Source organism: Picosynechococcus sp. NKBG15041c (genome assembly GCF_055380235.1).
Genome location: NZ_AP040363.1, coordinates 2,146,819 through 2,166,281, shown reverse-complemented (window position 1 = coordinate 2,166,281; position 19,463 = coordinate 2,146,819). Strand labels below are relative to the sequence as shown.

The window sequence follows — 19,463 nt, the reverse complement described above, 5'->3', positions numbered from 1 at the left end:
AAATTGTCGAAACCTCACCCCAATGCAACAATGGTAACGACTGTTCAGTACAAGTAGGGGGCTCCATTTGAAGACTGCCGCTAAATCTCCCCGGGAACTATTTCCTGGAATCTATGCCTTTGTCCCCAATCGAGAAACCCTCGGCGGCACCGCCTACTTTATCGCAGGAACCGACGGTGGCTTGTTAGTCGATTGTCCACCTTGGTATCCAGAAACCCTGGCTTTTCTGACAGCCCAAGGGGGCGTGCATACCCTTTACATTACCCACCGGGCAGCGATTAGTAACCAGGTGGCAAAAATCCAGCAGGCCCTCAACTGCGACATTGTAATCCAAGAACAAGAAGCTTACCTGATGCCCGAAGCGACGGTGACCCCCTTCCGTGACCAGTGGGAACAAGGCGACTTTCAAGGGATTTGGACGCCAGGATTTTCTCCGGGGGCTTCCTGCCTCTACTATGGCCAAGGGGCAGGTTACCTTTTTACAGGCCGTCATCTTCTGCCGAATCAAAGGGGGGAAATTCTGGCGCTACGCACCGCCAAAACCTTTCATTGGGGTCGCCAGTGCCAAAGTATTCGCAAACTCTGCGCCCGCTTTGAAACAGGCCGTTTAGAATACCTGCTTCCCGCTGCGAATACTGGCTTCTTGCGCGGCACCGGTTATTTGACGGACGCCTACTCAAAACTGACTCAGGCGATCGCCCTCTCTGAAAGCCAGCCATTATTTAACCTTTGATTTTTTGGCGATGATGGGTGGCGAAACCCCAGTGTGATCGCCAACACAAAGAAGCCCCATCTCCCCCCATGCGACTATATAATGAGGGCTGTATGGGAAACCTGTTGCTTACTATATGTAACCGTCGTAAATGTATTGAGCAGATTTCTCAACAATAGTTCCAACTCCTGACGATTTCAGTGCCAATAAACTCAGCATCAAGCCCCATGGTTCAATCAACAACTGCCTACCAAGACCTTTCTAGCCAAGCCGCTCCCTACACCTACGCCATGGGTGGAACGGTGGTACCGATGGTTGTCGAGCAATCCGGCATGGGAGAGCGAGCTTTTGATATTTATTCCCGTCTCCTCCGGGAACGGATCGTCTTTTTGGGGACGGCGATCGATGACACTGTGGCCGATTCCGTCGTCGCTCAGTTACTGTTTTTAGATGCCGAGGATGCCGAAAAAGACATCCAACTTTACATCAATTCTCCCGGCGGTTCTGTTTATGCAGGGATGGCCATCTACGACACCATGCAGCAAATTCGTCCCAATGTAGTGACGATTTGCTATGGTATTGCCGCGAGTATGGGGGCTTTTTTGCTCTCTGGGGGCACAAAAGGAAAACGGATGGCCCTCCCCAGTTCCCGGATTATGATTCACCAACCCCTTGGGGGCGCCCAAGGCCAAGCAGTGGACATTGAAATTCAAGCCAAAGAAATTCTTTACATTAAAGATAAACTCAATACCTTAATCGCCGGCCATACTGGTCAGCCCTTTGATAAGGTGGCAGAAGATACTGAGCGGGATTTTTATATGTCTGCCGAAGAAGCCTGTCGGTATGGCTTAATCGACCAAATCATCGCTCCTCCGACTGCTTAATTTCCCTCTGCCCATTCTATTTCCTAGGCCCGACATATAAAAGCCATGTCTAAATACGACTCCCATCTCAAATGTTCCTTTTGTGGCAAATCCCAAGAGCAGGTCAGAAAGCTTATTGCTGGGCCAGGGGTCTACATTTGCGATGAATGTGTCGAGCTGTGCAATGAGATTCTCGATGAAGAACTCATGGAAAGTGCCGGAGGAATGGGCGGCATGGGTATGGGGCGATCGCCAAACAAAAATCCGGAGAAAGCCCCCCCTGAAAAGATTAATTTTGAAGATATTCCCAAGCCCCGAGAAATTAAGCATTACCTTGATGAACATGTAATTGGTCAAGACGAAGCCAAAAAAGTGCTTTCTGTGGCCGTCTATAACCACTACAAACGCCTGAGCCTCCTCCAGGAAGACGATGTAAATCCTGTGGCCGATGGCATCGAGCTGCACAAATCTAATATTCTGCTGATCGGGCCGACGGGGTGCGGCAAAACCCTCCTCGCCCAGACCCTGGCGAAGATCCTTGATGTGCCCTTTGCCGTAGCTGACGCGACGACCCTCACAGAAGCCGGTTATGTGGGGGAAGATGTGGAAAATATCCTCCTGCGCCTCCTGCAAGTGGCCGATTTAGATGTGGAAGAAGCCCAGCGAGGCATCATTTACATTGACGAAATCGATAAAATTTCCCGCAAGAGCGAAAATCCTTCGATTACCCGGGACGTGTCTGGGGAAGGGGTGCAACAGGCACTCCTCAAGATGCTGGAAGGGACGATCGCCAATGTGCCACCCCAGGGAGGCCGCAAACACCCCTACCAAGACTGTATCCAGATCGATACCCGCAATATTCTCTTTATTTGTGGTGGCGCTTTTGTGGGCCTCGAGAAGGTGATTGAGCGCCGGGTCGGGAAAAAGAGTATGGGCTTTGTGCGGCCCGGAGAGGAAGGAAACGCCAAGGATCAACGCACGGCTGAGTTACTCCAACACATGGCCCCCGAAGATCTCGTCAAATATGGGATGATTCCCGAGTTTATTGGACGAATCCCGGTGATTGCTTCCCTGACGCCATTGGATGAGGAAGCCCTGGTAGAAATTTTGACCCAGCCCAAAAATGCCCTCGTCAAGCAATACAAAAAGCTGCTGAAGATGGACAGTGTGCAGCTGGAGTTTGAACCGACGGCCATCCGGGCGATCGCCCAGGAAGCCTACCGCCGCAAAACCGGCGCTAGGGCGCTGCGGGGCATTGTGGAAGAATTGATGCTGGATGTGATGTACGAGCTGCCTTCCCGCAAGGATGTCCACCGCTGCACAATTACGCCGGAGATGGTCGAAAAGCGTTCTACCGCCGAGCTTTTGCTCCATCCGTCTTCCCTGCCAAAGCCGGAATCTGCCTAGAATTTGTCCTGATCTAAAATGGCGATCGCCCAGGTGCGGGGAGTCCCCCATTATTACGAATGGATCTGTCAGGGGGAGCGCGACCCGCGAAAACCCGTGCTGGTTTTTGTCCATGGTTGGGGCGGCTCCAGCCACTATTGGCGCAGTACAGCCCAAAGTTTGCGGGCTCATTTCAACTGCTTGCTCTATGACTTGCGCGGTTTTGGCCAGTCTGTTTTGCCCATGGACTACGATGGCCAATATGACCTGGGGGAATATGTTCTCGATCTTGCAGCCCTGTTAGAAAAGTTAGACATCACCGAAAAAATTGTTCTTAATGCCCATTCCATGGGAGCTTCGATTGCCGCGCTATTTACAGCGCAGTTTCCTGAGCAGGTCGAACGGCTAATTCTCAACTGCAGCGGTGTGTTTGAATATGACGCCCGCGCGTTCGCCACCTTTCAGAAAATTGGCGGCCAGGTGGTGCGCTTGCGTTTTCCCTGGTTGCGCTTAGTGCCGGGGATGGATCGTTTGGCGATCGCCCGTTTTCTCAGCCAGCCGATTGCCCAAACAGACCGGGGGCAATTCCTCAATGATTTTTTAAAAGCGGATCATCGCGCCGCCGCTGGCACCTTGGTTGCTGCGGTGAATGAAGCAATGGTGCTGCGTCTCCCCCAAGCGTTTCAATCCATTACCTGCCCGACCCTGCTCATCGCTGGAGAAAAAGACCAGATTATCCCAGCGACCATGGCAAAAAAGGCGATCGCCCTCAATCCCCGATTTCAATATCTTGAAATTCCCCAGGTAGGCCATTTCCCGATGCTCGAAAATCCAGCCCTCTATCAAGGGAAAATTACGTCATTTCTCCAGGACAAATTTCCCAGATAGGATTTGTTCTTGGGATCCCTCAAAGAATGATACGCTCTAACAGAACTTCAAAATTAACGAGAAAATTCGATGCGTATTCTGTTTGTTTCTGCCGAAGCCGCCCCTGTCGCGAAAGCAGGAGGAATGGGGGATGTGGTCGGTTCTCTGCCCAAGGTGCTCCGGCAGTTGGGACATGATGCGCGGATTTTTTTGCCCTATTACGGCTTCCTCAACGACAAGCTCGATATCCCAGCAGAACCCGTATGGCGTGGCACCGCCATGTTTAATGATTTTGCTGTTTACGAAACAGTGCTGCCCGGTACCGATGTGCCCCTATATTTGTTTGGTCATCCAGCCTTTGATGGGCGACAAATTTATGGGGGCCAAGATGAATTCTGGCGCTTTACCTTCTTTGCGAATGGGGCCGCTGAATTTATGTGGAACCATTGGAAGCCGCAGATCGCCCATTGTCACGATTGGCACACCGGGATGATTCCGGTGTGGATGCACCAGTCCCCCGATATCAGCACTGTTTTCACAATTCACAATTTGGCTTACCAAGGGCCTTGGCGCGGCTTTTTGGAACGCAATACCTGGTGCCCCTGGTATATGGAAGGAGACAATGTGATGGCCTCGGCGCTGATGTTCGCTGACCAGGTGAATACCGTCTCCCCCACCTATGCCCAGCAAATTCAAACAAAAGTCTATGGTGAAAAACTCGAAGGGCTCTTGTCTTGGATCAGCGGCAAAAGTCGCGGCATCGTTAATGGCATTGATGTGGAGCTGTTCAATCCGTCCAATGACCAAGCCTTGATCAAACAATTTTCGACCACAAACCTAGAAGACCGCGCCGCCAACAAGGTTGCTATCCAGGAAGAAACGGGCCTAGAGGTCAATAAAAATGCATTCCTCATGGCGATGGTGACCCGCCTGGTGGAACAAAAAGGTATTGATCTGCTGTTGAATATTCTGGAGCAGTTTATGGCCTACACCGATGCCCAGTTAATTGTTCTCGGCACAGGCGATCGCCATTATGAAACGCAACTGTGGCAAACGGCCTACCGCTTCAAGGGACGGATGTCTGTGCAACTGCTCTACAACGATGCCCTGTCCCGTCGGATCTATGCTGGCTCCGACGTCTTCCTGATGCCGTCTCGCTTTGAGCCCTGTGGCATTAGCCAAATGATGGCAATGCGCTATGGCTCCGTGCCCATTGTGCGCCGCACCGGGGGCCTAGTCGATACCGTTGCCTTCCATGACCCCATTACCCAAACGGGTACAGGCTTTAGCTTTGACCGCTACGAACCCCTAGATATGTACACTTGCATGGTGCGGGCTTGGGAAAGTTTCCGCTACAAAAAAGATTGGGCCGAGCTGCAAAAGCGGGGCATGAGCCATGACTTCAGTTGGTACAAATCCGCTGGAGAATATCTGAAAATGTATCGCCAAAGTATCCGAGAAGCACCAGAACTCACGACTGATGAAGCTGAAAAAATCACTTATTTAGTCGAAAAGCACGCCATTTAATTTCTGGTTATTTGAAAACCTTGGAGCAGATTTTTTAGCCACGCAATATCTTGGTGACGGTCTGTTGTAATTTCTAGCAGTTGTACACCCTGAGAGGGCAAATTTTCACAGGCTTGAATCAGATCTATTTTGGTTTGAATTTTGTGATATGCAACACCATACAAATCACACAGTTTAGAAAATTGCACAGTTTGGGGCGTTGCAAAATAGTCTTCAAATACATCCTGTGCTGCGGCGATTGGCAACATCTCAAAGATGCCGCCCCCCTGATTATTAACAACAATAATTGTGAGGGAACCGGTGAATTTTGATAGTGTCAAAAATCCATTGGTGTCATGTAGGAGGGCTAAATCTCCAGTCAATAGCACACAGGGAGAATGATTTTCAGCAATGCCTAAAGCCGTTGAAAGGGTGCCATCGATGCCATTGGCGCCTCGGTTAAAGTAGGGCAAAATCTGTTTGGCATTTAACTGCCAGAAAAATTCGGCATAACGCACCACCATACTATTTGCTAAAAAAACAGCTGTTTGCGCTGGTAAATGACGGGATAAATGGTAGGCGATCGCCCCTTCTCGAAGTTTTATTTCTCCTTGAAAAATTGCCTCAATTTTACTTTGAATTTTATTTTGCTGGCTTTGCCATAGCCCAAAATAAGCTAAGCCTTTTTGGTTGTCAGGAAAAATATCTAAATACTTGAAAAAGCGCAGATTAACAGCGAGATGTTGATGGGGACGATGGAGGGGATCAACGTTATCAGCCCGCTCGCTCAAAATATAGGTTTGAATTTGCTGTTTTTCGAGCCAGGCCCGGAGCACTTTACTGGTAGGTAACGCCCCAATTTGGATCACAATCTCAGGCTGGAGGGCTTCGGCCTGGGCTTGATCCCGCAGCATAAAATCATAGGTGGTCACCAAACCCTGGGGGAAGTAATGGGCATAGTTGCGCACGGGCGACAGGGCTTCGGCTAAGACCGGAAAACTGAGATAGCCAGACAGTTGGGCGATCGCCTGACAATAGCCTTCTGGATCTGCTGGCGCGTCAACCCCAGCAATAATGAGGCCTCGAGAATAGTTTTTCCAAACCTCGATGGGGAGAATATCGGTCGAAAATGCGGCCTTCGGTTGGGGCTGAATCCCGGCAAAAAAATCCGCAGTGATTTCATTTTTAAGGTGCAGCACGGAACCATCATCGATGGGGGCGAGGGGGTCTCGAAAGGGGCAATTGAGATGGACAACACCTTGTTGGGGAAACTGCGATCGCCGCCAAGCCTGCACCATGGTTTGCCGAGCGTAACGCAACATTTCCACCGAAGCAATAGGGGTCGCCATCTCACTAAACCACTGGGCAAAATTCCCAAATAGCTTGATTTGATCAATGGTTTGCCCGGAATGACAATCCCGCAGTTCCGGCGGGCGATCACCTGTGAAAATAATCAAAGGCACCGCACTTTGGTAAGCTTCAATCACCGCCGGATAAAAATTGGCCCCTGCCGTCCCGGAAGTACAAACCAAAACCGTGGGGAGGCCCGAACTTTTCGCTAAACCGAGGGCAAAAAAGGCCGCCGACCGTTCATCTAAAATCGGGATTGTTTTAATTTGAGAATGACGGGCCAGGGCAACGGTGAGGGGCGTTGAGCGCGACCCTGGACAGATTACCGCCGCCTGCAACCCCAAACGAGCGAGGGTTTCGATCAGCACACTCGCCCACAAATTATTAAGGTTACTAAAATTTAAATCCATTCCAAGCGGCCCCGGACTTTCTGACAATTGCCCCAAGCTAAAATTAAATCACTGATTTTCGGTCTTTTTGCCATGATTGCTCTGCCGAGTGGTTTTTCACCCCAGGAATACCTCGAACTTGAGGCCCAAAGCACCATTCGTCATGAATATCGTCAGGGTTTGGTTTATGCCATGGCGGGTGGTAGCGATGACCACAGTCGCATCGCCATTAATTTTTTGACTGCTCTCAATCTCCACCTCCGAGACAATGCTTGTCGCTTTTTTGCCGGGGATGTCAAGGTGAACTATGCGGACCAGTTTTTTTATTATCCCGATGCCTTTGTAACTTGTGATCCGCGCGATCGCCAAAATCGTTATGTCAAGCAATTTCCGAAGCTGATTGCCGAAGTTTTATCCCCAGCCACCGCAACCTTTGACCGCATAGAGAAATTCCAGGATTACCAGAAAATTGACACCTTTGAGGAATATGTTCTGATCGCTCAAACCCATCAGGAAGTTGAAATCTGGCGGCGATTGCCCCAGGGGTGGAGCCGTCACATTTATCTCCACTTAGATACTTTGTTCTTAACCAGTATTCAGTTGGAAATCCCTGTGGCAGATCTGTACCGTGGCACAAGCCTAGACACGAGTGAGTATGGATTTATCTAACTCAATGCCTAGGATTCGGTGGGGTTGTTGGCGCGGGCCTCAAGATCTTCAATGGTTTTGAGGACAAGATTTTTTGCTTCTAACTGCCAGCCCCAGCGTTGGATCTGAATGGCGGCGGGAATGGCGATCGCCGGCGCAAGAAAGTCCAAAGGCTGTTGGAGTGAAATCCCAAACAATAATCCCAAGCCTGCAATGCCCCAGAACGGTAGAGCCACCGTTTGACGATTTTCCAACATTACTTTTCCGAGAAAGCCCTGGGGAATCTGCTCTAAAAGCTCTTGTTTGACCATCTCCCGTTGTCTGGGATTGAGCATAAACGCAAATTTACGGCGCAACTTTTCAATCTTGCGGGCGTCGGTACTGTATTCGACCAATTGGTCTTCCGCAAGCTTAATCAGTTTTTCTAGTTGATCCATCGTGTTTAGGCCTTTGTTGCTCAAAAATTCTCTGTTTATTGTGGCATTCCTTGGGACAGTGACTCCAGCAACTGTCAGCTGAGGCAATTACCCAGACTCTTCAGCATCCTTTATCACCTATCCCTGATTTTTTCATCGTTCCTGGGTTTTTGTTTGGGTCTATTCCAATAAAAATTTGCTATTGTAAAGAAAGTTTAAGTAAGTTATTCAAATTTGTAGCCAAGTCCGTACATCGCGAATAAATGTGTGATGTAGACAACCAAAGCACAAAAGTAAATCATGCTAAAGATAGAGCATTGACACAGAAGTACCATGAGTATCCCAGGCTTGTTCCACAGAACCGCTGCCCGCTTTCAAACAGCCAAGTCCCCCAATGCAAGACGCCTTAAATTAACGATGTTTTGCGATTTTGATGGGCCTTTGGTAGATGTCTCAGAGCGGTACTATGGCACTTATCGAGCCGCTCTTCAGCATACCCAACAGATCTATGCTCACCAAGGACAGGCAGTCCCCCTCAAATGTCTCAGTAAAGACCAGTTTTGGCAAATGAAACGCCAACGGGTCAGTGACATTGAGATTGCGATCCAATCGGGGCTCCAGGAAGAACAGATTACTTTTTTCCTCGACCATGTCCGGGCGATCGTCAATGATGCGACCCTCCTCCATTTAGACAAAATGCAGGGCGGTGTTAACTGGTCTTTGGGGCTGCTCCATTCCTACGGAGTAAAGTTGGTATTGGTCACTCTCCGGGAAAAACAGCAGGTTTGTAAGATGCTTGACCAGTATGGTCTTAGACGCCTATTCAGTGGTATCTATGGGAGTGATAATCACCAGACAGCCTATCTCAACAATGCTGAGGCAAAAACGGCTTTACTGAAACAGGCGATCGCCGAACAGGGAGAAGTGAGCGATCAGTGGCTGATGGTCGGTGACACCGAAGCTGATATTGTGGCTGCTAAAAATATGAAAATCGCCGCCATTGCCGTGACCTGTGGTATTCGCGATCTCTCTACCCTCGAAGGTTATCAGCCGGAACACTGCTGCAGCGATCTTCTTTCTGTGGCCCATTTTCTCCTGGAATGTCAACGCCCGTCCCAGGCACAACGGCATCATCACTATTGTTTTTCTGGCATTCTCACATAGCTCCACCAACGCACCAGGGGAGTGCAAAGGAGAGGAGTCCAGAGGCTACTTAAGATAGCTGTGGTTAGAGCGATCTGTTGAAACTCCCTCCAGAGAAGGGCCGGAGCACCAAGGCCCCACAGAAGATATTGGCAAGCCATAACCATCTCGGCCACCAAGGTCATGACAAAAACCAGCAGCGCCAAAATAATAAAGTCTTCTTCAAAATAACGTTGGCGACGCCAGCGGGACACACAATAGGCCACCAGCACAAAGCCCGGTAGGTGGGAAGGAAGAGTCGTGATCATCAAACTATCATGGAGCCAGGCCGCGGCGATCGCCCCTAAGATTGCATAGAGCGTTTCCTGTTTAACACTCCAGGCAATCACCCACATCAACAGCCATTGGGGGCCGAGACCAAGGATACTCATTCCCGGAATCCGCAGCATCAACAGGCAAGCACAGAGCAATATCGAGCCTGCAATCACCAAATAGTTTAGCCAGGGCAGAGTCCATTTAGGGAGTTTGCGAAACATCCTGCTCCGGTTGTAGCTCAAAATTCAGTGGTTTTGCCTCAAAGGGTGAGACTAGAACCCACTCCAAAGACCCAAGGGGAACCGTCAACTCTACCGTCGCGCTTGGGGCCGGCCCAGCATTGAAGTCGATCGCCGCGATGCGACCAATGGGGATCCCTGGCGCGTACAACGTACTTAAATTTGAAGTGGTGACCATGTCCCCCACCTCCACATCAGGGACTTTCTCGTAGAAAATCATTTCAGCCTGTAGCGGATCATTCTGTCCTCTGAGGTATCCTTGAAAGCGGCTCCGGGAGAGCATGACACCCACCTGTTGATTCAAATCACTCACCAAAGCAACTCGACTACTGCGGGGGGTCACCTGCACGACCCGGCCGACTAAACCGCCCACCCCAGTCACCGTATCACCGATTTTAATGCCGGCTTGGCTCCCCTGGCCGATGGTGATTTGTTGCCACCAGGCATCAGCACTACGACCAATGACCGGAGCGGCGATCGCCTCTCCCATCGAAGCCTGGCGATAATCCAGTAAATTTTGGAGTTGAAGATTTTGAGCCTCCAGCTCCTCAACACGATTTTGAAGCTCCCGGAGTTTACTATTCTGGAGCAAAATTTCTGTTTCTGCTTCAGTCAAATTACCCTGGCGATTAAACAAGAGCCCATAAAATTCTTGGATTGCGCCCCCCTGGGTTTGACGCAAAAACAGTGCCACCGAGAGACCAACCCCAACTAAGATGAGGCTGATTCCATAGCGTTGCCACCAGCGGCGGAACATCAACATTCACTCGGAAAGACGAAGCAGGCCATCTTAATATTACTCATATCGGGTGTGACTTTTGAAAACCCGCTCCATGTCCTTATCCTTAAAGTTTTCCAAGACCCGGCCAGTGCCCAGGGCAACACAACTCTCAGCATTGTCAGCCACATGGGTGACGATTCCTGTTTCATGGCTAATAAGGGTATCTAGTCCTTTAAGGAGTGCTCCACCACCCGCTAGCATAATGCCTCGGTCAATAATATCAGCGGCCAATTCTGGAGGAATTCGCTCTAGGGTCCGTTTTACCGCTTCTACAATAATCGATAGGGGCTCCGACATGCTTTCGCGAATTTCTGGTGCTTTGATCGTCACGGTGCGGGGTAACCCAGAAAGAAGATGTAAGCCTCGGACTTCCATGATGGGCTCTTCGGCATCGGTCGGGTAAGCTGACCCCAATTGGATCTTAATATCTTCGGCAGTACGCTCCCCGACAACGAGGTTGTGTACCTTCTTCATGTAGAGCATGATCGAATCGCTCAGTTCATCCCCAGCAACCCGGACTGACTCACTCAGCACAGTGCCCTGTAAGCTCAGGACGGCCACTTCCGTCGTGCCTCCACCAATGTCGATGATCATGTTACCGGTGGGTTCGGAAACAGGGAGACCAGCGCCAATGGCGGCAGCTACGGGTTCGTCAATCAGATAAACTTCACTGGCCCCGGCTTCTTTGGCAGCTTCTTCTACAGCTCGCCGTTCTACACCAGTGACCCCGCTGGGAATGCCAATAACCATCCGGGGGCGGACGAGGGGATTGCGATTGTCGTGGACGCGTTTAATGAAGTGCTTGAGCATCGCTTCAGCAGTATCAAAGTCAGCGATTACCCCATCCCGCAGGGGACGAATCGCAATTACATTATCGGGAGTCCGCCCGAGCATCCGCTTCGCTTCTAGGCCAACGGCGAGGACCTCTTGATTAACTTTATTGATAGCGACAACAGAGGGTTCCTGGAGGACGATGCCTTTGCCAGAAACATATACAAGGGTATTGGCAGTACCGAGATCGATACCCATATCCCGTGAAAATGAAAAGCGACTGAATAAACCCACTTGTGCGCTGACCCCTATCTGTTGTGTGTTTGATTCTTTAGATCTGAGACCACCGGCGCTTGGCTGTGTCCCTAGGATCTCTAGAAGGCTAAATTATAACTTTTGGATTTTATTATGTTTGTTCACTGGCGTCTAGGATCTGAAATCGTCTCTTGGGGAGATCTGCACCTAGGGCGATCGCCTGGTCTTTTTCTTATTTTTAGTCTTGCCAAAATGGATTTTCGGGGGGCTGATTCATTTCTTCGAGGGTTTTCCAGCCAGCTTCCCAAAGGGTTTGATCTTTGAGTTGTTTGGCATTGATCCAGAACCGGGTATCGGGATCACAAGAGGAAACCAGTTCGGCAAAAATCCACTTCCCTTCGTGACGGCGATTCATCACTTGAAAATGTCGCCAACCGAAGGTTTTTTGGGTGGCGGTCCATTTGGAGCCAAGGAGATGGGGAAAACGCTGTTTTTGCTTCTTTGCCATGGTTGATGTCATGTGAGAAAAATCGGCGACGCTGGTGCTTAATGGGAGTTGCTTTTGGGGTCGGAGGCATCCCGGAGGCCATCTCCAAGGTAGTTCAAACTCAGCACAGTCAAAAAAATCGCTAAGCCAGGAAATAAGGCCATGTGGGGAGCAGTGGTGACGAAATTTTGAGCGTCATAGAGCATCCGTCCCCAGGTGGGAATATCTGGCGGAAAACCCAAGCCCAGAAAACTGAGGGTTGATTCGGTGATGATGGCATTGCTCACGGAGAGGGTTGCAGCTACGGCAATTAGACTGATGAGATTCGGCAAAATATGTGCTGTTAAGATCCGCAGGGGATTGGCACCCATCGCCCGGGCAGCAGTGATAAATTCGCGGGTTTTGAGACTGAGACATTGGGCGCGCACTAGACGGGCGATCGCCATCCAATTTAAACCACCAATGACTACCACCACCAAGCTAAACGTGCCCCACTGGGCCCCGGCGATCGCCCGCATTTTTTCTCGAAAGAGGTAGACGATAAGCAACAGGAGTGGCAATTGGGGTAAGGAGAGAAATAGATCTGTAATCCGCATCAATAATTGGTCAAGCCAGCCGCCATAAAAGCCGGCGATCGCCCCGATGATCGTGCCAAAAATAATCGCGACCACCATCGCCGCCAAGCCCACTGCCAAAGAAATCTTGCCGCCAAAGAGTACCCGTGCCAATTGATCCTGGCCCAAATCATCCGTGCCGAAGGGATGCTGCCAACTGGGTGGGGCGGCGCTGCTGACAAAGTCAATACCGTCGATGGGGGTTGTATAAATCAGGGGGAAAACAAAAATCAGGAGGGCGATCGCCCCCAGTACAATGGCACCGAGCACCGCCAGGCGATTCTGTCGAAACCGTCGCCAACCACGGGAATTATTCTGCATCCTCGTTATCATAGTAGAAGGGACGCACCTGGGAAGTAAAACCGGATGCCTTGAATTGCTTTAATTGAAGCGGTTCCGGCTGATTGGCTGCCACTGATACCGGGATCTGAAAATCGCTGACCCCTGGCGGGACTTCTAAAATAGTCCCAACCCGGCCCCGATTTTCAAAGGTGGGGGATCCCGTTGCATCGTAAATGCGACCAAACACGTCCGCATCGACAATATATTTCCCTGACGTATTGTTTGCTTTCCCCTTAATCATGAAGCAATTTGCATCTTCGCTCGACCCACTCGTGACAATGCCCTGCATCTCTGGGGGACATCGCTCATAGCTCAAATCAGACAACTGAATCGGTGTGAGGGCGATCGCCTGACTAAAGGGAAATAACCCCAAACATAACCATAAACAGCCCGCCAAGAAACTGATAATAACGTTGCGTCGTTCCATGGATTTCCCCCATTGGCAATGGCAAAATTTTCTATAGGATAACAGGTCTTTTTTTCCCCGCGGGACAACACCCATGACCCCACAAAGAATTCACTAACGAATAAAAGACAGCGGGTTATAATAACTGATTGCCCCGAAACTATCCATTTCTATATTTTCCCCATGCAATTTATCGACCACGCCGAAATCGAAGTCATCGCCGGAAAAGGGGGGGACGGCATCGTTGCCTTTCGTCGCGAAAAATATGTCCCTGCCGGGGGGCCTGCCGGGGGCAACGGCGGTTGGGGCGGCTCAGTGATCTTTCGGGCCGAAGAAAACTTACAAACTCTACTGGATTTTCGTTACGCGCGCACCTTTAAGGCGCCGGATGGGGAGCGGGGTGGCCCGAACAATTGCACGGGCGCTTCCGGGGAAGATTTGATTGTAGATGTGCCCTGTGGGACGGTGATCTACGACCGCGAAACCGATGAAGAAATTGGCGATTTGATCTTCCATGGCCAAACCTTTTGCGTGGCGCAGGGGGGTAAAGGTGGCCTCGGTAATAAGCATTTTCTCAGCAACAAGAACCGCGCCCCCGAATATGCCCTGCCTGGGTTAGAAGGAGAAATTAAACAACTGCGCCTAGAGCTAAAACTCTTGGCAGAGGTGGGTATTATTGGTCTTCCTAATGCGGGCAAATCAACATTGATTTCTGCACTGTCAGCAGCCCGGCCAAAAATTGGTGCTTATCCTTTCACTACTTTGATTCCGAACCTTGGTGTTGTGCGACGGCCCACGGGTGATGGCACGGTGTTTGCTGATATCCCTGGGTTAATTGAGGGTGCCCACCAAGGGGTCGGTCTGGGTCATGAATTTTTACGGCACATCGAACGGACAAAAATCCTTGTTCACCTTGTTGATCTCAATGCGGAGGATCCGCTGCAAAATTACCAGACGATTCAACGGGAATTGGTGGCCTATGGTCGGGGTTTGCCTGAGCTGCCCCAGATTATTGCCCTGAATAAATTGGATACAGGCGATCGCGAATTTGCCGATTTCATTACGGAAGAGCTACAACAACTAACCACGGCAAAAATTTTTACAATTTCGGCAGTATCCCGCACGGGTTTAGATCAGTTATTACAACATATCTGGGATGTGCTCGACGATCTCAAGGCACAGCAAATCCCAGTCAGCCTGAATGAGTCTCCTGATGAATCTGATTTGCCAGAAGAATAAGCGGCGGCGGATTCAAGATTCATTACCAAAGGGCCGCTGCCGCTGGTCGCCCTCCTATGATGGTAGAGAGATAAAGCCGATGATCACCGTCCTCACAGGCATTAATGTTTATACGGTGTTCAGGATTGCCATTTGCCATAGGTTTTGATAAACCATTTTTGCGATCGCCATCTATGCTTGACCTGACGTCCCAAAAATCCCTCGAAAAATGCCTCCTCAAGGATCCCATTGTCCTTGGTCCAGAGACAACATTGAGTGAAGCGGCCAATGCCATGGCCAGTATAAAGCCAACCTGCGAGCTCCAGGACAAGGCAGGTAATGCCTTAGAAATCAGTAGTAGTCGCGCCAGTTGTATCTTGGTGATGGCCGGGCCAAAGCTCCAAGGGATCGTCACAGAACGGGATTTGTTGAAGTGGGTTGTGCAGAGTGAAAACTGGCAGCTACTTACCCTCAGTCAGATTATGACAACGGCGATCGTTTCTGTGACTTGGAACGAGAATTTGACCCCCCTGACTATTGCCCAGCTACTGCATAAGCATCGCATTCGTCACCTGCCGGTGCTTGATGCCCAGGGACATCTTTTTGGTTTAATTACCCACCGTTTATTGCGCAGTGTGATCGAGCCAGTCCATCTTCTGCGACTGCGCTTTGTCACTGAGGTAATGGCTAGAGATATTGTGCGTGCCCTGCCGGACCAATCCATTTGGCATTTGGCCCAGGTCATGATGAAAGCGCGGGTAGGCTCGATTGTGGTGGTCAAAGCACACCCCACCCTTGAGCAAGGGTGGTTCCCCCTGGGTCTTGTGACGGAGCAGGATATTTTACATCTGCGCTGCCTCGGCCTCGATCTGAAAAAAATAACGGCGGAGCAAGCCATGACCCGGCCGGTAAAAATCCCCGTGCAACACTCCCTTGTGGAAGCGAAGCAGTTGATGGAGAAACACCAAACCCATCGTTTGGTCGTTGTTGGGGATCAGCACGAATTGCTTGGCCTCGTGACGCAATCGAGTCTTTTGGAAGCAATGAACCAAAATGAAATGTATGGGCTGGTGAGTTTTTTGGAACAACAAATTCAAGAGCGCACCCAGGAGCTAGATCGACTCAATCAAAAATTACGCCAAGAGGTTCAGGAACGAAAAAAGGCAGAAAATCGCATCCGGCAATTGTCCCTTACGGATGAATTGACAGGGGTCTATAATCGCCGGGGTTTCTTTATGCTTGTCGAACAAGAATTATCTTTGATTGAGCGACAGCAATTGCCTTTTTCTCTCTTTTTCTTTGATGTGGATAATCTCAAGGACATTAATGACCGCCTTGGTCACGGGGTTGGTGATCGCGTGATTACTGATGCGGCAAAAATTCTCCAGAGTTGCTTCCGCCGGGCTGATATTGTGGCCCGACTGGGGGGTGATGAATTTACAAGTTTTGCCCCTGTTCCCCAGGCAGAGGCAGATTTGATTTGCCAGCGGTTAAAGGAGGCGATCGCCTCCTTTAATCAGCAACAACACCGGCCCTATAAACTGTCAATCAGCATCGGTCACGCCAGCTATGGTGAATTTCCGCCCCATGCTTCCCTGGAAAAATTACTCGCTCAGGTCGATGAGAAAATGTACCGCAATAAGCAGCGCCGCAAGCAACGTCAACAATTGACAGATGCATAAACCTAGTGCAGATCTATCCCTGGCGATCGATCCCAACGCAGCAAACCATTTGCCTAAACAATCCCTGAACTTGTAGAATTTAAAGTTCTGGAAGCCCACAGATTTCTATAGAAAAAATTATTCTGTCAATATTATGAGTAAGCGTTTACAGGTAGTCCTCAAGCAGGACGTGCGCAAGCTAGGCAACAACGGTGACCTCGTTGAAGTTGCTCCCGGCTACGCCCGCAACTACCTTCTCCCCCAAGGCATTGCCTCCCTTGCCACCCCCGGCATTCTGCGTCAAGTTGAACAACGCCGCGAAAAAGAACGTCAACGGCTGTTGGCTGAGCTCCAAGAGGCTGAAGGACGTAAAGTAGCCCTCAAGACCGTTGGCAAGCTGATCATCCGCAAGCAGGTAGGTGAAGAAAACCAAATTTTCGGGACCGTCACCACCCAAGATATCGCTGATGCTATCAAAGAAAGAGCTGGTCAAGAAGTCGATCGCCGTGGCATCACCCTGCCTGAAATTGGCAAAACTGGCACCTATGAGGCCCAGGTCAAACTCCACCCAGAAGTGACGGCAACAGTTCAGTTCGACGTTATTTCCCTCTAGGAAACACGCCTAAATCTTTTAATAATGCCAAAGAGCGGCTCAAATTTGGGCCGCTCTTTTTTGTGTCGGGTTTTTCCCATCAACAATGTCTTACCGTGGACTCTGTTATGGGGAATTGTGCAAATAACTGCCTAAAGACCACTAGAATCTAAGCTCTGGGCTTCCTCTGAGGTACTGGGCAAATGGAGGCCGCATTCCTGTTTGAGGCCCCGGAAACGGGTATCGCGCTCGCTTTCATCCCCTGCCATGAGGGGGCGACTAGAATGCCAATCTCCCACAGTGACATACCCTTTATCAAAGTAGGGATGGTAGGGCAAATCATGGGTCATTAGGTACTCATAGACATCCTTAGCAGTCCAGGTCAGAATCGGGTGAACTTTATATTGTTTGCCCTGCTTGGCTACATAACCGAGAGTTTGGCGATGATCAGTTTGACCTTTACGGAGTCCAGCTAACCAAGCTTTGGCCTGAAGCTCCTGGAGAGCCCGTTGCATGGGTTCAACTTTGCGGATGTAGTCATAGCGATTAAATGCTTCTACATCTTCTTGTTCCCAGAGTTTGCCGTAAAGGGCTTCCATCCGAGCGGGGCTGAGGGGGGATTGATAAACTTTGAGATTGAGATGGAGGCGATCGCTCAACTCCTCTGCAAAACGGTAGGTGGCTTCAGGAAGATAGCCTGTGTCAATCCAGACGATGGGAATATCAGGAATGATTTGGGTGACCAAATGGAGCATTACCGCTGACTGAATGCCAAAACTGGTACTCATGATCAGTCCTTCAGAGAAGGTTTTCGCCGCCCATTGAACCACTTCTGCCGCTGTGGCCTTCATTAAGGTTTCATTCACACTCGCCAAATCTAAATCCGGCATCATTCCACCCATGTTTGCATCTCCCATTGGCATCGTTGCTCCTTGGGCATTTGCAGTTTGTTCGCGGGGGGTCGAGTGGGAAAGATGCAGTTGTGGCATACTTTTGCAGGTGAATATAAGGTGATTAGTCATTTCAGCGCTAATTGCTGGCGATCGCCTAGTCTCAAATCAAGGTAATGGCCGAACAATTAACAATTTGCGTCGCTTAAATCATGAATGCTGACAGTGAATTAGCCCCATTGTAGTCGAGAAGTTCCCCAATTCTGCTGTGGATTCCTTGACGACCTAACTGGCTTGGTGAGCCCTCATCTGCTGTCGCTGCTGCCATTTTGCCTCGAAACGCGATCGCCGTTCGGGGGTAAGCGCTTCAATACAATAGGGACAAGAAATACCAATCTCATAAGTATTAGAAGCTTTATCTTCCTCGTCAATGGGGTGGCCGCAGGCATAACACAGCTCATATTGGCCTGTTTCGAGGCCATGCTTTACGGTCACTCGTTCATCAAAAACAAAGCATTCCCCCTCCCAGAGACTGGCTTCAACAGGAATTTCTTCAAGATATTTCAAAATTCCCCCCTTAAGGTGATAAACCTCTTGGAACCCTTGGTCGAGCAGATAGGCAGTGGCTTTTTCACAACGAATACCCCCGGTGCAGAACATCGCCACCTTGGAATGCTTCTCCGGGTCTAGATTTTGGGCGACATATTCAGGAAATTCTCGGAAAGTTTTCGTCCGGGGGTTGATCGCCCCCTGGAATGTGCCGATACCCACTTCGTAATCATTTCGGGTATCGATGAGGATCACCTCAGGATCTTGAATTAACTTGTTCCAATCTTTGGGGTCGATGTAAGTGCCCACAATACTACTCGGGTCAACATTGGGCTGACCGAGGGTGACAATTTCTCGCTTGAGTTTGACCTTCAAGCGCTTAAAAGGTTGCTTCGGAGCCAAAGAAACTTTGTAAATCAAATCTGCGAGGCGATCGTCTCGATGGAGAAAATCGACCATAGCATCGAGGGCCGTTTGGGTGCCTGCAATGGTCGCATTAATCCCCTCATGGGCCAGGAGAATTGTGCCGATAATGCCTTGGCTTTCGGCGAAATGAAAAATAGATTGTTGCCGCTCTTTGTAGTCGGGAAAGTCAAAAAATTTGTAAAAGGTAATGACAACAAAATCGTTCATTTCATTCAGGGGCTTACAAATGGCAGACCCTATTTTAGCCTGTGTCTTTGTGCTTTTATCTTTCTCTGGCGGCGATATGCCCTGGGACAATGGGAGCATCATTTTTCAGCCTTGGGATGAGGCAGGTAGTAAAGACCGACACCAGCCAGAGTCGGATCTGAAATATTACACCTGGGGTGCCACGTTTTCTAGTTGGAAATTAGGAAAGTCACCCCAATCAAGGCCACCACTAATGCTCCACCTAAAATACCCAAAATCAGCAAATTTTTCTGGTCGTCACCCGTTTTAGGCTCTGCTTGGTACATTTTGGGCTCCATGGCAAAGTTATTTAGCTTGCCGTCTTCATCTTCTAGATAGCGCATTAATAGCTCCTTATAATGTCGTCAATTGTTAACCTGCTAGGGGTTGCGATCATCATAGGAATCTGGCT

At 49.9% G+C, this 19,463-nt stretch carries 21 protein-coding genes; 10 read left to right on the top strand and 11 right to left on the bottom strand.

The genetic code is table 11. The features are described 5' to 3' along the window. Positions 1–67: 67 nt before the first annotated feature. The 5 genes from ACZ45B_RS10415 (at position 68) to glgA (ending at position 5,355) form a co-directional block, all read left to right on the top strand. Positions 68–733 carry an MBL fold metallo-hydrolase gene (locus tag ACZ45B_RS10415; protein ID WP_024546145.1) on the top strand — a complete coding sequence of 222 codons (666 nt, stop codon included), beginning with the start codon at positions 68–70 and terminating at the stop codon, positions 731–733. Between the two features lie 206 nt (positions 734–939). After that, the gene (gene clpP / locus ACZ45B_RS10410; protein WP_024546146.1) at positions 940–1,596 is read left to right on the top strand and encodes an ATP-dependent Clp endopeptidase proteolytic subunit ClpP; all 657 of its coding nucleotides are present in this window, start codon (positions 940–942) and stop codon (positions 1,594–1,596) included. A 45-nt stretch (positions 1,597–1,641) separates the two neighbouring features. Then, complete coding sequence (clpX, locus tag ACZ45B_RS10405) at positions 1,642–2,982, top strand: ATP-dependent protease ATP-binding subunit ClpX (protein WP_024546147.1); 1,341 nt, start codon at positions 1,642–1,644, stop codon at positions 2,980–2,982. Between the two features lie 18 nt (positions 2,983–3,000). Continuing rightward, positions 3,001–3,849: an alpha/beta fold hydrolase gene (locus ACZ45B_RS10400; RefSeq protein WP_024546148.1), complete on the top strand. Its 849-nt coding sequence runs from the start codon at positions 3,001–3,003 to the stop codon at positions 3,847–3,849. Positions 3,850–3,918: 69 nt separating this feature from the next. Next, a complete protein-coding gene (gene glgA, locus ACZ45B_RS10395; protein ID WP_024546149.1) occupies positions 3,919–5,355 on the top strand; it encodes a glycogen synthase GlgA in 1,437 nt (478 codons plus the stop codon). Here the strand turns inward: glgA and menD are convergent. Beyond that, positions 5,352–7,094 (bottom strand): 2-succinyl-5-enolpyruvyl-6-hydroxy-3-cyclohexene-1-carboxylic-acid synthase, encoded by a 1,743-nt coding sequence (gene menD, locus ACZ45B_RS10390; RefSeq protein ID WP_024546150.1) that lies wholly within the window; start codon positions 7,092–7,094, stop codon positions 5,352–5,354. The genes glgA and menD overlap by 4 nt on opposite strands. Positions 7,095–7,166: 72 nt before the next feature. Between menD and ACZ45B_RS10385 the strand changes: the two genes are divergently transcribed. Continuing rightward, the gene (locus ACZ45B_RS10385; RefSeq protein WP_024546151.1) at positions 7,167–7,742 is read left to right on the top strand and encodes a Uma2 family endonuclease; all 576 of its coding nucleotides are present in this window, start codon (positions 7,167–7,169) and stop codon (positions 7,740–7,742) included. An 8-nt stretch (positions 7,743–7,750) separates the two neighbouring features. Here the strand turns inward: ACZ45B_RS10385 and ACZ45B_RS10380 are convergent, their stop codons facing one another. Continuing rightward, positions 7,751–8,158 carry a hypothetical protein gene (locus ACZ45B_RS10380; protein ID WP_024546152.1) on the bottom strand — a complete coding sequence of 136 codons (408 nt, stop codon included), beginning with the start codon at positions 8,156–8,158 and terminating at the stop codon, positions 7,751–7,753. A gap of 312 nt (positions 8,159–8,470) precedes the next feature. Here ACZ45B_RS10380 and ACZ45B_RS10375 point away from each other — a divergent pair, with 312 nt between their 5' ends. Beyond that, complete coding sequence (locus ACZ45B_RS10375) at positions 8,471–9,301, top strand: HAD family hydrolase (protein WP_024546153.1); 831 nt, start codon at positions 8,471–8,473, stop codon at positions 9,299–9,301. Here ACZ45B_RS10375 and mreD read toward each other — a convergent pair. The 6 genes from mreD to ACZ45B_RS10345 all read right to left on the bottom strand — a co-directional run bounded on the left by mreD (position 9,274) and on the right by ACZ45B_RS10345 (position 13,511). Then, positions 9,274–9,816, bottom strand: coding sequence for a rod shape-determining protein MreD (gene mreD, locus ACZ45B_RS10370; RefSeq protein ID WP_024546154.1), 543 nt, complete (start codon positions 9,814–9,816; stop codon positions 9,274–9,276). The genes ACZ45B_RS10375 and mreD overlap by 28 nt on opposite strands. Continuing rightward, positions 9,797–10,597, bottom strand: a complete 801-nt coding sequence (gene mreC / locus ACZ45B_RS10365; RefSeq protein WP_024546155.1) for a rod shape-determining protein MreC — start codon at positions 10,595–10,597, stop codon at positions 9,797–9,799. Before mreC ends, mreD begins: the two co-directional genes overlap by 20 nt. A gap of 33 nt (positions 10,598–10,630) precedes the next feature. Next, a complete protein-coding gene (locus ACZ45B_RS10360) occupies positions 10,631–11,680 on the bottom strand; it encodes a rod shape-determining protein (RefSeq protein WP_071990950.1) in 1,050 nt (349 codons plus the stop codon). 199 nt (positions 11,681–11,879) lie between these two features. Beyond that, positions 11,880–12,149, bottom strand: coding sequence for a TIGR02450 family Trp-rich protein (locus tag ACZ45B_RS10355; protein WP_024546157.1), 270 nt, complete (start codon positions 12,147–12,149; stop codon positions 11,880–11,882). Positions 12,150–12,187: 38 nt separating this feature from the next. Next, complete coding sequence (locus ACZ45B_RS10350; protein ID WP_024546158.1) at positions 12,188–13,063, bottom strand: ABC transporter permease; 876 nt, start codon at positions 13,061–13,063, stop codon at positions 12,188–12,190. Beyond that, the gene (locus ACZ45B_RS10345; RefSeq protein WP_024546159.1) at positions 13,053–13,511 is read right to left on the bottom strand and encodes a hypothetical protein; all 459 of its coding nucleotides are present in this window, start codon (positions 13,509–13,511) and stop codon (positions 13,053–13,055) included. The genes ACZ45B_RS10350 and ACZ45B_RS10345 overlap by 11 nt, the downstream gene beginning before the upstream one ends. A 162-nt stretch (positions 13,512–13,673) precedes the next feature. On the opposite strand from ACZ45B_RS10345, the gene obgE reads away from it, so the two are divergent. From obgE to rplI, 3 genes are all read left to right on the top strand, one after another. Beyond that, positions 13,674–14,729, top strand: a complete 1,056-nt coding sequence (gene obgE, locus ACZ45B_RS10340; protein WP_024546160.1) for a GTPase ObgE — start codon at positions 13,674–13,676, stop codon at positions 14,727–14,729. Positions 14,730–14,902: 173 nt separating this feature from the next. Then, positions 14,903–16,390, top strand: coding sequence for a diguanylate cyclase (locus ACZ45B_RS10335; protein WP_024546161.1), 1,488 nt, complete (start codon positions 14,903–14,905; stop codon positions 16,388–16,390). Between the two features lie 133 nt (positions 16,391–16,523). Continuing rightward, complete coding sequence (gene rplI, locus ACZ45B_RS10330) at positions 16,524–16,982, top strand: 50S ribosomal protein L9 (RefSeq protein ID WP_024546162.1); 459 nt, start codon at positions 16,524–16,526, stop codon at positions 16,980–16,982. Positions 16,983–17,113: 131 nt separating this feature from the next. Here rplI and cysH read toward each other — a convergent pair whose 3' ends face one another. From cysH to psb34, 3 genes are all read right to left on the bottom strand, one after another. After that, complete coding sequence (gene cysH / locus ACZ45B_RS10325) at positions 17,114–17,863, bottom strand: phosphoadenosine phosphosulfate reductase (protein WP_201766585.1); 750 nt, start codon at positions 17,861–17,863, stop codon at positions 17,114–17,116. Between the two features lie 273 nt (positions 17,864–18,136). Next, positions 18,137–19,033, bottom strand: coding sequence for an oxygen-dependent tRNA uridine(34) hydroxylase TrhO (gene trhO / locus ACZ45B_RS10320; RefSeq protein WP_024546164.1), 897 nt, complete (start codon positions 19,031–19,033; stop codon positions 18,137–18,139). 188 nt (positions 19,034–19,221) lie between these two features. Next, positions 19,222–19,395, bottom strand: a complete 174-nt coding sequence (gene psb34 / locus ACZ45B_RS10315) for a photosystem II assembly protein Psb34 (RefSeq protein ID WP_148293431.1) — start codon at positions 19,393–19,395, stop codon at positions 19,222–19,224. Positions 19,396–19,463 lie beyond the last annotated feature (68 nt).

Excerpts from the sequence above, each read along its gene's own strand:
- obgE (WP_024546160.1), top strand. The coding sequence starts at position 13,674 with ATGCAATTTATCGACCACGCCGAAATCGAAGTCATCGCCGGAAAAGGG.
- mreC (WP_024546155.1), bottom strand. The coding sequence starts at position 10,597 with ATGTTGATGTTCCGCCGCTGGTGGCAACGCTATGGAATCAGCCTCATC.
- rplI (WP_024546162.1), top strand. The coding sequence starts at position 16,524 with ATGAGTAAGCGTTTACAGGTAGTCCTCAAGCAGGACGTGCGCAAGCTA.
- cysH (WP_201766585.1), bottom strand. The coding sequence starts at position 17,863 with ATGGGTGGAATGATGCCGGATTTAGATTTGGCGAGTGTGAATGAAACC.
- menD (WP_024546150.1), bottom strand. The coding sequence starts at position 7,094 with ATGGATTTAAATTTTAGTAACCTTAATAATTTGTGGGCGAGTGTGCTG.
- mreD (WP_024546154.1), bottom strand. The coding sequence starts at position 9,816 with ATGTTTCGCAAACTCCCTAAATGGACTCTGCCCTGGCTAAACTATTTG.
- clpX (WP_024546147.1), top strand. The coding sequence starts at position 1,642 with ATGTCTAAATACGACTCCCATCTCAAATGTTCCTTTTGTGGCAAATCC.
- psb34 (WP_148293431.1), bottom strand. The coding sequence starts at position 19,395 with ATGCGCTATCTAGAAGATGAAGACGGCAAGCTAAATAACTTTGCCATG.
- ACZ45B_RS10375 (WP_024546153.1), top strand. The coding sequence starts at position 8,471 with ATGAGTATCCCAGGCTTGTTCCACAGAACCGCTGCCCGCTTTCAAACA.
- clpP (WP_024546146.1), top strand. The coding sequence starts at position 940 with ATGGTTCAATCAACAACTGCCTACCAAGACCTTTCTAGCCAAGCCGCT.
- ACZ45B_RS10335 (WP_024546161.1), top strand. The coding sequence starts at position 14,903 with ATGCTTGACCTGACGTCCCAAAAATCCCTCGAAAAATGCCTCCTCAAG.
- trhO (WP_024546164.1), bottom strand. The coding sequence starts at position 19,033 with ATGAACGATTTTGTTGTCATTACCTTTTACAAATTTTTTGACTTTCCC.
- ACZ45B_RS10380 (WP_024546152.1), bottom strand. The coding sequence starts at position 8,158 with ATGGATCAACTAGAAAAACTGATTAAGCTTGCGGAAGACCAATTGGTC.
- ACZ45B_RS10355 (WP_024546157.1), bottom strand. The coding sequence starts at position 12,149 with ATGGCAAAGAAGCAAAAACAGCGTTTTCCCCATCTCCTTGGCTCCAAA.
- ACZ45B_RS10345 (WP_024546159.1), bottom strand. The coding sequence starts at position 13,511 with ATGGAACGACGCAACGTTATTATCAGTTTCTTGGCGGGCTGTTTATGG.
- ACZ45B_RS10350 (WP_024546158.1), bottom strand. The coding sequence starts at position 13,063 with ATGCAGAATAATTCCCGTGGTTGGCGACGGTTTCGACAGAATCGCCTG.
- ACZ45B_RS10385 (WP_024546151.1), top strand. The coding sequence starts at position 7,167 with ATGATTGCTCTGCCGAGTGGTTTTTCACCCCAGGAATACCTCGAACTT.
- ACZ45B_RS10400 (WP_024546148.1), top strand. The coding sequence starts at position 3,001 with ATGGCGATCGCCCAGGTGCGGGGAGTCCCCCATTATTACGAATGGATC.
- glgA (WP_024546149.1), top strand. The coding sequence starts at position 3,919 with ATGCGTATTCTGTTTGTTTCTGCCGAAGCCGCCCCTGTCGCGAAAGCA.